General features: G+C 69.5%; 7 protein-coding genes. 5 read left to right on the plus strand and 2 right to left on the minus strand.

Going from position 1 to position 13,088, the window contains the following annotated elements:
* Position 1 precedes the first annotated feature (1 nt).
* From ACGFNV_RS01030 to ACGFNV_RS01045, 4 genes are read left to right on the plus strand one after another with little or no spacing between them, the layout of a single operon-like run.
* Positions 2–790, plus strand: a complete 789-nt coding sequence (locus ACGFNV_RS01030) for a Tat pathway signal sequence domain protein (protein ID WP_393618335.1) — start codon at positions 2–4, stop codon at positions 788–790.
* Positions 791–803: 13 nt separating this feature from the next.
* Positions 804–4,052 carry a glycosyl hydrolase family 28 protein gene (locus tag ACGFNV_RS01035; RefSeq protein ID WP_393618337.1) on the plus strand — a complete coding sequence of 1,083 codons (3,249 nt, stop codon included), beginning with the start codon at positions 804–806 and terminating at the stop codon, positions 4,050–4,052.
* Positions 4,049–6,316: an alpha-galactosidase gene (locus ACGFNV_RS01040; protein WP_393618339.1), complete on the plus strand. Its 2,268-nt coding sequence runs from the start codon at positions 4,049–4,051 to the stop codon at positions 6,314–6,316. Before ACGFNV_RS01035 ends, ACGFNV_RS01040 begins: the two co-directional genes overlap by 4 nt.
* Before the next feature lie 12 nt (positions 6,317–6,328).
* Positions 6,329–8,371: a PQQ-dependent sugar dehydrogenase gene (locus tag ACGFNV_RS01045; protein WP_393618341.1), complete on the plus strand. Its 2,043-nt coding sequence runs from the start codon at positions 6,329–6,331 to the stop codon at positions 8,369–8,371.
* A gap of 30 nt (positions 8,372–8,401) precedes the next feature.
* On the opposite strand, the gene ACGFNV_RS01050 is transcribed toward ACGFNV_RS01045, so the two are convergent.
* Positions 8,402–10,228: an AMP-dependent synthetase/ligase gene (locus ACGFNV_RS01050; protein WP_393618343.1), complete on the minus strand. Its 1,827-nt coding sequence runs from the start codon at positions 10,226–10,228 to the stop codon at positions 8,402–8,404.
* A 233-nt stretch (positions 10,229–10,461) separates the two neighbouring features.
* Complete coding sequence (locus ACGFNV_RS01055; protein ID WP_393618345.1) at positions 10,462–11,961, minus strand: MFS transporter; 1,500 nt, start codon at positions 11,959–11,961, stop codon at positions 10,462–10,464.
* Between the two features lie 108 nt (positions 11,962–12,069).
* Here ACGFNV_RS01055 and ACGFNV_RS01060 point away from each other — a divergent pair, with 108 nt between their 5' ends.
* Positions 12,070–13,086: an Lrp/AsnC family transcriptional regulator gene (locus tag ACGFNV_RS01060; RefSeq protein WP_393618346.1), complete on the plus strand. Its 1,017-nt coding sequence runs from the start codon at positions 12,070–12,072 to the stop codon at positions 13,084–13,086.
* Positions 13,087–13,088 lie beyond the last annotated feature (2 nt).

The following is a 13,088-nucleotide window of genomic DNA, read 5'->3' on the forward strand; positions in this document are numbered from 1 at the left end:
CATGAGCACATCCAGAAGGAGGCTGTTGGGTGCCGCCCTCGGCGGCGCGGCGGGAGCCGCGGTCGGTCTCCCGGCCGCGACCACGGCGCACGCCGCCTCCTGGCAGCAGAAGTGGGCGCCGTCCGCGAGCGAGGACGGCCTGGGCGCCTTCGAGACGATCGAGGACGACCGCGCCGACTCGCACACCGCCGGAGCGCCGCACATCTACGCCACCGGCAACAACTGGCGCTTCAACATGCACACGGTCGACCGTGACACGTCGACCGACCGGCAGCGGCAGGAGGTCACCGGACTGCGCACCAGCGGCAGCAGCTACCTCAAGTGGACTCAGGGCCAGACCTGGCGAGTCACGTACTCCATGTACATCCCTAGCTCGTTGAAGGCGACCACCACCTTCACGCACATCATGCAGATGAAGCAGCCGGGCGCCGGCAGCTCGCCGATCGTCGTGCAGTCCCTGCGCCGGGTCAACGGCAAGCAGACCATCGAGCTGAAGCTCGCCATCGACGACATCCTCATCGGGCGCACCGATCTGGACCCCCTGCACGACACATGGACCGACGTCGACTTCCAGATCAAGGTCGGTAACGGGTCGGCGGGTTCGGTCCGCTGGATCCTCAAGAGCGGCGGCTCGACCGTCATCGACGCGTCGAAGACCGGCGTCGACACCTTCCTCGCCGACCGGGTGCGCCCGAAGTGGGGCATCTACCGCTCCCTCGGCGACACCTCCGGATCCCTGCAGAACACCTACCTCCTGCTCACCAACCTCCGTGGCTACCAGCTCGTATGAGGAGCGACGCCCGATGAGACCCCCCACCGTTCCCGGGCACAGGGTCGCGGCCATCGTTCTCTTCGCCTTCGCCGTGGTCCTCGGGCTCACCCATCCCGCCGCTCCCGCCGCCCCGTCAACCGCTCCCGTCGCCGCCACCGTCCTCGACGTCCGCGACTACGGCGCCAAGGGAGACGGCTCCACCAACGACACGCCCGCCATCAACAAGGCCATCACCGCGGCCGGTTCGACGAGCGGCGGCGCCACGGTCCGCTTCCCCGCGGGCGACTACAAGTCCAAGAACACCATCCACATGAAGAGCCACGTGACGCTCCAGCTCGACAAGGGCGCCACGATCCAGGGCTCCAGCGCCGACAGCTACGACAAGGCCGAGTCCAACCCGAACGACGCCTACCAGGACTACGGGCACAGTCACTTCCGCGACGCGATGATCTACGGCGACCGGCTCACCGACATCGCCTTCGTCGGCCAGGGCGTCATCGACGGCATGGGCAACCTGATCACCGGCAACCCGGACTCCGGGGAGGCCGACAAGATCATCTCGCTGACCCGGTGCGACGGACTGCGCCTCGGGGACGGCCTCACGCTCCGCCGCGGCGGCCACTTCGCGGCCCTCATCAACGGCTGTAAGAACGTCGTCTCGGACCGCCTGACCATCGACACGGCGAGCGACCGCGATGGCTGGAACATCATCTCCACCACCAACGTCACGATCACCAACGCCAGCATCAAGGCCAACGACGACGCACTGGCCTTCAAGAGCGACTACGCCCTCGGCGCCAAGCTCGCCAACGGACACGTCCGGGTCAACGACTCGTATCTGTCCGCCCGTTGCTGCAACGCCCTGATGTTCGGCTCCGAGACCTGCGGCGACTTCTCGGACTACCGATTCGAGAACATCCGCATCGAGGGCGCCGACAAGTCCGGCCTCGGCATGGTGTCGATGGACGGCGCGAAGATCTCCGACGTCCACTACCGCGACATCACGATGACCGGCGTCCACTCGCCGATCATGCAGAAGATCGGCACCCGGAAACGCTGCGGGAACAACCCGGGCGTCGGCTCCATCAGCAACGTCACGTACGACAACATCACGGCCACCGGCACCAGCCCGTCCTTCAGCCCCACCCTGTGGGGCGAGAACGGCCACCGCATCAACGGTGTGACGTTCACCGACGTCGACATCACGGTCCCCGGCGGCAACGGCACCATGTCCACCGCGGTGCCGAGCAACGACCCGGCCGACTACAACCCGAAGGCCATCGGCACCCGGCCGGCGTACGGCTGGTACCTGCACAACGCCGACAACGTCACCTTCACCGACAGCTCGGTGAGGTCCGCGGCCGACGACGGACGCCCCGCGGTCATCGCGAACGCGGCGAGCGGAATCAGGTTCACCGGCCTCACCGTCCAGCGCGGCAGCGGCTCCCCGTACGACGTGGGCTTCCAGAACGTCACCGGCTACTGTCTGACGGACAGTCAGAACACCTCCGGTGGCGCGCTGCGGGTGTCGGGCAGCGGGTCGAGCGAGAACTGCGCGGCCGCGCCGGCGAAGCCGCTCGACCTGGAGAACCCCCGCCAGGAATTCCTGCGCGACTCCGTCGGCGGCCTCTTCCTGCACTGGGGCCTGCGCACCGCGCCCGCCCACACCAGCTGCACCGACTGGGAGAAGGACGTCACCGACGGCGGCTGGAACGCCGACTACTGGGTGAAGGAGGCCCAGAAGCTGCACACGCAGTACATCGTCCTCGCCTCCTTCCACAGCCGCCTCGGCTACGCCCGCGCCTGGCCGTCGAAGATCCCCGGTTCCTGCTCCACCAAGCGGGACTTCCTCGGCGAGCTGGTCAGCGCCACGAAGGCCAAAGGGCTGAAGGTCATCCTCTACATGACCGACGACCCGCAGTGGCACGCCGAGGGCGGCCATGAGTGGCTCGACTCGGCGGCGTACTCCTCGTACAAGAACAAGGACGTCGACCTGACCACCCGGGACGGCTTCGGGCAATTCAGCTACGACAACTTCTTCGAGGTCATGGACCGCTACCCCGACCTCGGCGGCTTCTGGATCGACAACGACAACGCGTACTGGGAGAGCAACAGCCTCTACGCGCAGATCTACCAGAAGCGCCCGAACTACACGATCAGCAACAACAACGAAGACACGCCGATCATGGACATGATCAGCAACGAGCAGAAGACCGGGATGACGCCGGCGTACGACTACCCGCAGGCGGTCTACACGGCTCAGCCCCGTCTCACCGAGGCCGACTTCAAGCTGCCCTCCACGGGTTCCTGGTGGTACGGCGGCACCGACCCGGCCGTCGACAAGATGCTCACCCTCGGCCGCCTCGTCACCAACGCCGGCTCGTCCGTGAAGGCACTGATGGCCGAGACCGCCCAGGTCAACGGCAAGTTCCCGGCGAACCAGGCCGACTTCAACAACTTCGCGAACTCCTACCTCGGCCCCATCTGGGAGTCCCTGCACGGCACCGAGGGCGGCGGCTACCTGTACGGCGGTCTCAAGCCGGGCTTCTGGAACGACGGCGCCCACGGCGTGACCACGATCAGCAAGACCAACGCCAACCGCCAGTACATTCATGTCCTGACCCCGCCCAGCACCAGCACCCTGCGGGTCCGCGACAACGGCTACCGCGTCGCGTCGGTCACCAACCTCCGTACGGGCGCGGCGGTCTCGTGGTCGCAGTCGGGCGGCGTCCTCACCCTCACCGGGCTCGGGAACTGGGACCCGTACGACACGGTGTTCAAGGTCACGACGGCCGGCCGTCAGGGGATCCTCTCCGGCGTCAAGGTGAGCGCGAGCGCCTCGGCGAGTTCGCACGCGGGCTCGGCAGCCGGTGACGGCGACTACCGCACCTACTGGGACAACAACAAGACCCTCCCGGTGAACCTCACCTTCGACCTGGGCAGCTCGAAGAAGGTCCAGTACCTCGGGCTCAACCAGCGCGAGGACTCCGTCGCCTACGCCCGCTCGGACACCGAGCAGTCGGCGCGGATCAAGGACTACAAGGTGTACCTGAGCGCTGACGGCTCGACCTGGGGCAGCCCGGTGAAGACCGGCCAGCTGCCGAGCCGCCGCGGCATGCAGGGCATCGACCTGACCGCCGCCACCGCCCGTTACGTACGCCTCGAAGTCGACTCCACCTGGGCCGCGTCCACCGACACGACCCGCTACCAGCGGCTGCGGATCGACGAGGTGTGGATCGGCACCTCGTACGCGACGTCCGCGAAGAGGGGACAGTCATGACCGGCATCACCCGCGTCACCCGCGTCAGATCACTGGTCCTGACCGTGGTCGGGCTGCTGATCGCCTCAGTGGTCCCGCTGCTGGCCGCCACCCGCCCGGCGGCCGCCTCCGACAACGGTCAGTCGGTCCGGCCCGCGATGGGCTGGAGCAGTTGGAGCTTCACGCGCCGATGGCCGACCGAGGCGAAGATCAAGGCGCAGGCCGACGCGCTCGTGGCCGGCGGACTCAAGAACCACGGCTTCGTCCACGTCAACCTCGACGACTTCTGGCAGAAGTGCGACGACAACGGCTTCGTCGTCGACTCCTACGGCCGCTGGACCGTGGACACGGCCAAGTTCCCCGGCGGCATCAAGGCACTGGCCGACTACATCCACTCCAAGGGCCTGAAGTTCGGCTTCTACGTGACGCCCGGCATAGCCAAGAACGCCGTCACCAGGAACACGCCGATCGAGGGAACCTCGTACCACGCCAAGGACATCGCGGACACGTCGAGGACGGAGAAGAACTACAACTGCAAGAACATGTACTACATCGACTACGGGAAGCCGGGCGCGCAGGAGTTCGTGAACTCCTGGGCACGGCAGTTCGCCTCCTGGGGAGTCGACTACCTCAAGATCGACGGAGTGGGCAGCCAGGACATTCCCGACGTCCAGGCCTGGGACAAGGCCCTGCGCGCCACCGGGCGGCCCATCACCTACGCGCTGTCCAACAACCTCGCGATCGCGGACGCCTCCACCTGGCGCAAGCACGCGAACAGTTGGCGTACCCAGGGCGACGTGGAGTGCTACTGCGGTCCGGGTGACAACGGCAGCGGCTATCCGCTCACCGACTGGTCGCACGTCTCCTCCCGCTTCAACTCGGCGGCCTCCTGGCAGCCGTACGCCGGTCCGGGCGGCTGGAACGACCTCGACTCCCTGGAGATAGGCAACGGCGACCGGGTCGGCCTCACCGCCGACCAGCGCCGGTCCCACTTCACCCTCTGGGCGATGGCCGCCTCGCCGCTGCTGCTCGGCACCGACCTGACCGATCTCGACCCGGTCGACAAGGCGATGCTGACGAACGACCGGCTCATCGGAGTCGACCAGGACGGCGTCGCCGCCCAGCGGATCGTGAACAGCGGGGTCAAGCAGGTCTGGAGCAAGAAGGAGAGCGACGGCCAGTACGTGGTGGCCCTGTTCAACACCGGTACGTCCGGCAACGCGACCGTCGCCGTGGACTGGTCCAAGGTCGGCTTCGCGGGCTCCGGAGACGTCACCGACCTGTGGTCCGGCTCCCACAAGGGTGTGATCGACGACTCCTACAGCGCGAGCCTGCGGCCCGGCGAGACCCGGCTGATCCGCGTGAAGCCCGTCAACTCCCTGAAGAGCGCGGCCGCTTCACCAGGCATGGCCGTCGCCCCCTACGAGTACCTCGGCTGGGGCAACCCGCCGAACCCCACCTCGGTGATGTCGGCGACCGGCGTCAAGTGGTTCACGCTCGCGTTCATCCTCTCCGACGGCGGCTGCAACCCGAAGTGGGACGGCTCCCGCCCGCTGACCGGCGGCACCGACCAGTCGAGGATCGACGCGATCAGATCCGCCGGAGGTGACGTCATGGTCTCCGTCGGCGGCTGGAGCGGGAACAAGCTCGGCGAGAAGTGCTCCAGCGCCTCGGCGCTGGCGGGCGCGTACCAGAAGGTGATCGACGCGTACCGGCTGAAGGCCCTCGACATCGACATCGAGAACACCGAGTGGTCGAACGCCACCGTGCGGCAGCGAGTCGTCGACGCGCTGAAGACCGTGAAGGCGAACAACCCCGGCCTGAAGACCGTCATCACCTTCGGCACCACCACCAGCGGCCCCGACTCCACCGGCGTCGACATGATCAAGCGGGCCGCGAACTCCGGTCTGGCGAACGACGTCTGGTGCGTCATGCCGTTCGACTTCGGCGGCGGCACCACGAACATGGGCACCCTCACCACGCAGGCCATGGAGGGCCTCAAGGCGCGGGTCAAGTCGGCGTACGGCTACAGCGACGCCACCGCCTACGCCCACATCGGGCTGTCCTCGATGAACGGCAAGACCGACGACTCCGGTGAACGCGTCCGCGTCGCAGACTTCCAGACCATGCTCGCCTACGCCCAGCAGCACCACATCGGGCGCCTCACCTACTGGTCCGTCAACCGTGACCGCGCCTGCGGCTCGGGCACCGACGGCGACGCGTGCAGCGGCGTCTCGCAGCAACCGTACGACTACCTCAAGGTCTTCACCCGGTACACGGGCTGAGGGGACACCACCATGAAACGACCCACCCGATCCACCAGACCACTGGCGTGGGGTCTCCCCCTGGCCCTCGCCGTGCCGCTCGTCGGCCTCACCGGGGGCGGTGCCCGGGCGGCCACCGACTACCAGGCCGAGGACGCCGCCATCTCCCAGGGCGCCGTCGCCACCAACCACACCGGCTACACGGGCACCGGCTTCGTCGACTACACCAACGTCAAGGGCTCCTACGTCGAGTTCACGGTGAGCGCGACGGCAGCCGGGGCCTCGTCGCTCGCCCTCCGGTACGCCAACGGCACGGCCACCGACCGGCCGATGGACATCTCCGTGGACGGCACCGTCGTCGCCTCCGGCGTCTCCTTCCCGGCCACCGCCGACTGGGACACCTGGGCGACGAAGACCGTCGACGTGCCGCTGAAGGCGGGCTCCAACAAGATCCGCGCGACCGCCACCAGCGACGCCGGCGGCCCCAACCTGGACCGCGCCGGCGTCGCGGCGGCGGCCGACACCCAGGCGCCCACCCGCCCCGGCCCGCCCAGTTGCCCGGACATCGGCGAGAACGGCCTGACCCTCGCCTGGGGCGCCGCCACGGACAACGTGGGCGTGACGGCGTACGACATCTACGAGCACGGCAACAAGATCGATGAGGCGCCGGGGAGTTCGACCTCCAAGGCGTTGACCGGTCTCACGCCCGACACGACGTACAACCTCACCGTCATCGCCCGGGACGCGTCCGGCAACACGTCCCCCGCCAGCCCGGTCGTCGACTGCCGGACCAGGCCGAGCTCCGACACCACACCGCCGACCCGACCCGGCACGCTGTCCGCGGCCGGCATCACCTCCAACGCCGTCGACCTGACCTGGGGCGCCTCCACGGACGACCGGGCCGTCGTCGCGTACGACGTGCGCAGCGCCACAACGGTCTACAAGACGGTCACCAGCGGCACCTCGACCACCCTCACCGGGCTCGCCTGCGACAGCCCGTACACCCTGAACGTCGTCGCGCGCGACGCGGCGGGCAACGTCTCCCCGCAGAGCGACACGGTCGGCTTCACCACCAAGGCGTGCGCCACCGACGGCGGCGTCCCGTCGTCCGTCGCCACCCTCTCCACTGGCTGGACGATCCCGTGGGGCACCTCCTGGCTGCCCGACGGACAGTCCGCCCTGGTCACCGAGCGGGACGACTTCCGCGTCTGGAAGGTCACGAAGGCCGGCGCGAAAACCCAGGTGGGGACCGTTCCCAACGCCGTCACGACCAACGGCGAGGGCGGGCTCCTCGGCGTCGCCGTCGACCCCAAGTGGGCGACCAACCACCGCGTCTACTTCATGCACACCGCGTCCGAGGGCAACCGCGTGGTCCGTATGACGTACGACGGCACGAAGCTCAGCGACTACACGGTGCTGCTCCAGGGCATCAAGAAGAACCGCTACCACAACGGCGGCCGCCTCGCCTTCGGCCCCGACGGCTACCTCTACGTCTCCACCGGCGAGGCCCAGACACCCGATCTCGCCCAGGACAAGAACTCCCTCAACGGCAAGATCCTGCGCATGACGACGGACGGGAAAGCGGCCCCCGGCAACCCGTTCGGGAACTACGTCTACAGCTACGGGCACCGCAACCCGCAGGGCCTCGCCTTCGACCGCAACGGCCGGTTGTGGGAGGCGGAGTTCGGCAACAGCTCCAAGGACGAACTGAACCTGATCAAACCGGGCGCCAACTACGGCTGGCCGACCTGCGAGGGCAACTGCAACGTCTCGGGGATGACGAACCCCAAGGCCACCTGGAACGTCTCCGAGGCCTCGCCCAGCGGCATCGCCATCGTCCGCAACGTCGTCTACATGGCGTCCCTGCGCGGCGAACGCCTGTGGCGGATCCCGATCAACGGCGACAACGAGAGCGTCGGCACCCCGACGGCGTACTACGTCGGCACCTACGGCCGCCTGCGGACGGTCACCAAGGTGCCGGGCGCCGACCAACTGTGGCTGTCGACCACCAACAGCGACAACAACGGAGGTGAGCCGGACGGCTCGGACAAGATCTTCCGGGTCGGCATCAGCTAGTGCCGCGGCAGGCCCAGGCCTGCCGGCCTTCTAGGCCCGGTACAGCGCCTCGACCTCGCCCGCGTAGGCGTCCTCGATGGCCTTCCGCTTCAGCTTCAGGGACGGGGTCAGCAGGCCGTGTTCCTCGGTGAACGGCTGGGCCAGGATACGGAAGGTGCGGATCGACTCGGCCTGCGAGACCAGGGTGTTGGCGGCGACCACCGCGCGCCTCACCTCCGTCTCCAGGTCCGGGTCGCGCACCAGTTCGGCGGAGGTCAGCTGTGGTTTGTTCCGCATCTGGAGCCAGTGTTCGACGGCCTCCTGGTCGAGGGTGACCAGGGCCGCGATGTACGGGCGGTCGTTGCCGACGACGATGCACTGGTTGACCAGCGGATGGTCCCGGACGCGCTCCTCGAGCAGTCCGGGAGCCACGCTCTTGCCGCCGGACGTGACAAGGATCTCCTTCTTGCGGCCGGTGATGGTGAGGTAGCCGTCCTCGTCGAGGGCGCCCAGGTCGCCGGTGGCGAGCCAGCCGTCGTGCAGGGCCTCGTCGGTGGCCTTGGGGTTGTTGAGGTAGCCCTGGAAGATGTTGTCGCCGCGCAGCCAGATCTCGCCGTCGTCCGCGATGTGCACGGTCATCCCGGGGATGGGCTGGCCCACGGTGCCGTAGCGGGTGCGCTCGGGCGGGTTGGCGGTCGCGGCCGCGGTCGACTCGGTGAGGCCGTAGCCCTCGAAGATCTGCACGCCCGCGCCCGCGAAGAAGAGCCCGAGCCGGCGGTCCATCGCCGAACCGCCGGACATGGCGTGCCGGACCCGGCCGCCCATCGCGCCCCGCACCTTGGAGTAGACGAGCTTGTCGAAGAGCTGGTGCTGCACGCGCAGACCCGCAGACGGGCCGGGGCCGACGCCCCAGGCCTTCGCCTCTATCGCCTCGGCGTACTTCACGGCGATGTCGACGGCCTTCTCGAACGGGCCGGACCTGCCCTCCCGCTCGGCCTTGCGGCGGGCCGCGTTGAACACCTTCTCGAAGATGTACGGCACCGCGAGGAAGAACGTCGGCCGGAACGCGGCCAGATCGGGCAGCAGCGCCGCCGCGTTCAGCTGTGGCTGGTGGCCGAAGCGGACCTTGCCGCGGATCGCGGCGACCTGCACCATCCGCCCGAAGACGTGCGCGAGGGGCAGGAACAGCAGGGTCGCCGCCTCGTCACCGCGCTTGGAGTGGAACACCGGCTCCCAGCGCGCGCGGACCGTGTCCGCCTCCATCATGAAGTTGCCGTGCGAGATGACACAGCCCTTGGGGCGGCCCGTGGTGCCCGAGGTGTAGATGATGGTCGCCACCGACTCGGGGGTGACCGCCTGCCGGTGCCGGTGGACGACGTCGTCGCCGACGTGCGCGCCGGAGTCGTAGAGCTCCTGGACGCAGCCGGAGTCGAGCTGCCACAGCTCGCGCAGCTGCGGCAGCCGGCCGATGACCGTGGCGATGGTCATCGCGTGGTCCTCGTGCTCCACGACCGCCGCGGTCACCTCGGCGTCGTACAGCATCCAGAAACACTGCTCGGCGGAGGACGTGGGGTAGACCGGCACCACTTGGGCGCCGATCGTCCACAGCGCGTAGTCGAACAGCGTCCACTCGTAGCGGGTACGGGACATGATGGCGACCCGGTCGCCGAAGCGGATGCCCCGGGCCAGCAGCCCCTTGGCCAGGGCGAGCACCTCGTCGCGGAACTCGGCGGCGGTCACGTCCCGCCACTGGCCCAGCTCGTCCTTGCGGCCGAGCGCGATGGACAGCGGGTCCTCCTGGGCGTGTTGGAAGACGACGTCGGCCAGACCGCCCACCGGCGGTGCCAACGTCAACGGAGGGTTGGTGTACTCGCGCAAACCCGCTCCCGCTCTTGACGCTCCGCACAGCGCCGTGAAAGCTACCCCACCCGGTGTCGGGGCGGGAGGGGCGTGAAGGCGGGCAACGCCCCTGTATGAGCTGGTCAGTGCCGCGAAATGGGCTCACATACGGAAGGGTCGGACAGAAAACTGACGATTGAGTAAGTTTCGGTGCCGCAATCTCCACCGAATCAGCACGACCCGATCACGGCATGTGAGCCCCTTCGCGGAGGTCAGGGACGGGGCGCCACCTCCTCTTCCCCCAGCGTCGGAACAGCGGATTCCGTTACGCCCACCCGCTGGGCGCGCGGTGTCCTGACCAGGGCGAGGACCAGGATCCCGGCGACCGTGGCCACCAGCCCCGCCGTCACCGCGACGGTGCCGAGCCCCGAGGCGAAGGCGCCCCGAAGGGTGTGTTCGGGGAAGGTGCCGCGCAGGGCTCCGGCGGCGCCGCCCGCCAGCGCGTGCGCCGCGTCGTGCGGCAGGGTCCCCCGCATGTCCGACGTGAGCACCGTGCCGAAGACGGCGACCCCGAGCGCGTAGCCCAGCTGGCGGAAGGTGTTGACCGCGCCACCCGCCATCCCCGCCCGCTCCGGTGCCACCGCGGCCAGCGCGGCTCCCGCGATCGCGGGCATCGCCAGCCCCGTCCCGACGCCGACCAGCACCAACCCCGGCACCAGCGCGCCCGCCCCCGACCCCGCGTCCAGCCCCGCCATGCAGAACTGGCCCGCGCCCGTCAGCAGCAGCCCGCCCCCGACGGTGAACCGCGCCGGCACCCCGTGCAGCAGTCGGCCCCCGGCCAGCGCCACCACGAACGAGGCCAGCGACAGCCACAGGAAGACCGCCCCGCCGCGCACCGGACTCATCCCGAGCACGGTCTGCAACCAGATCGAGGTGTACGCCAGGGCGCCGAACGCCGCCGCGTTGAAGGCGAACGCTCCCACCATCACCCCGGAGAACGCCGGCTTCAGGAACAGCCGCGGATCCAGCAGCGGGTCGGAGCCCCGCCGCTCGACCACGACGAAGCAGACCAGCGCCACCGCCGCGAGTGCGAACGACACCAGCGTGCCGCTCTCCGTCCAGCCCTGCGCACCGGCCCGTACCGCCCCGTAGGTCACCGCGCCCGCCGCCGCCGCGAAGGTCGCCGTGCCCGCCCAGTCGACCCGGCGGCCGCGCGGTCCCCGCGACTCGGGAACCACCCGCAGCGTCAGCCAGAACGCGGCCACGCTCACCGGAAGGTTGACATAGAAGATCCACCGCCAGCCCGGCCCGTCGGTCAGCAGCCCGCCGAGCACCGGCCCGACCGCGGCCGCGGCGCCGCTCACCGCGCCCCACACCCCGAGCGCCACCGACCGCCGCTTCCCCTGGTAGACCGAGCCCAGCAGCGGCAGCGTCGTGGCGAACATCGCCGCCGCGCCCAGCCCCTGCACCGCCCGCGCGGCGACCAGCATCCGCGGGCCGCCGGCCAGCCCGCACAGCAGCGAGGCCACCGCGAACACCGCGACACCCACCACATGCACCCGGCGCCGCCCCAGAACGTCGGCCGCCGCCCCCACCCCGAGCAGCAACGCGGCCAGCGCCAGCGCGTACCCGTCCATCACCCACTGCAGATCGCTCAGCGACGCGTCCAGCGCCCGCGCCATGTCCGGCAGCGCGACGATCGCGATCGTCACGTCCAGCAACAGCATGAACGTCCCCAGACAGACCGCCGTCAGCGGCCCCCATGTGCGCATGTCCCACTCCCTCGTTGACGGATGCGTAAGCCCGTACGATGGGTGGCGGACGGACGATCGCAGTGGACATGGCCCGACGGTCGCCGGAACCCGACACCGGAGGCCACGATGAAGATGGAATTCGACACTCTCGACGCGTTGGACCTCCAACTGCTGGCCGCCCTGGAGGTCGACGGCCGGGCCTCCTTCAGCCGTCTCGGAGCGGTCCTCGGTGTCTCCGACCAGACGATCGCGCGCCGCTACCGCAAGCTGTGCGCCGAGGCGGGCCTGAGGGTCGTCGCCCTCCGGGACGCCGAACGGCTCGGCCAGGACCAGTGGATGCTGCGCCTGCGCTGCGCCCCGGACAGTGCCGCCGTCATCGCGGACGCCCTGGCCAAGCGGTTCGACACCTCCTGGATCGGACTCGCCTCGGGCGGCACCGAGATCGTCTGCATGACCCGGCCGCGCCACCCGGGCGACCACGACGACCTCCTCCTCGGCAAACTGCCCCGCACCCCACGTGTCGTGGAGATCCGCGCCCAGCAACTGCTCCACCGCTTCTACGGCGGCCCCACCGGCTGGACGCGCAAGTTCGGCGCCCTCACCGACGACCAGCTCGACGCCCTGCGCCCCGACCTACGGCCCCCCACAGGACCGGCCCGCCTCGAACCGGAGGACGAAGCCCTGCTCGCCGTCCTCGAACGCGACGGCCGCGCCTCCTACCCCGAACTCCAGCGCGCCACCGGCCGTTCCGAGTCCGCCGTCAAACGCCGCCTCGCCGCGCTGCTCGCCTCCGGCGCCGTGTACATCGATGTGGAGTACCACTCCGAGACCGTCGGCTACCCCCTCGCGGCCGCCCTGTGGATCACCACCACGCCCGGCGCCCTGCACTCCGTGGGGGAGGCCCTCGCCGGCCACGACGAGGTCGCCTTCGCCGCCGCCACGGCCGGCCCCTCCCAGATCGTCGTCACGACCGTCGTGCGTGACACCGCGGGCCTGTACGCCTACCTCAGCGGCCCGATCGGGCGACTGGAGGGCGTCCAGCACGTCGAGTCGAGCCCGTTCCTGCGCCGGGTCAAACAGTTGACGTACCAACGGCCCGACCGGAACGCGCAGGGGCGGACGGTCAGAGCGGCAGCACCATGATC

The sequence above is a fragment of the Streptomyces sp. NPDC048751 genome, assembly GCF_043198595.1.
GTDB lineage: Bacteria > Actinomycetota > Actinomycetes > Streptomycetales > Streptomycetaceae > Streptomyces.

Bases quoted from the DNA above. Each gene is read 5' to 3' on its own strand.
- ACGFNV_RS01045 (WP_393618341.1), top strand. From the start codon at position 6,329: ATGAAACGACCCACCCGATCCACCAGACCACTGGCGTGGGGTCTCCCC.
- ACGFNV_RS01030 (WP_393618335.1), top strand. From the start codon at position 2: ATGAGCACATCCAGAAGGAGGCTGTTGGGTGCCGCCCTCGGCGGCGCG.
- ACGFNV_RS01040 (WP_393618339.1), top strand. From the start codon at position 4,049: ATGACCGGCATCACCCGCGTCACCCGCGTCAGATCACTGGTCCTGACC.
- ACGFNV_RS01060 (WP_393618346.1), top strand. From the start codon at position 12,070: ATGAAGATGGAATTCGACACTCTCGACGCGTTGGACCTCCAACTGCTG.
- ACGFNV_RS01055 (WP_393618345.1), bottom strand. From the start codon at position 11,961: ATGCGCACATGGGGGCCGCTGACGGCGGTCTGTCTGGGGACGTTCATG.
- ACGFNV_RS01035 (WP_393618337.1), top strand. From the start codon at position 804: ATGAGACCCCCCACCGTTCCCGGGCACAGGGTCGCGGCCATCGTTCTC.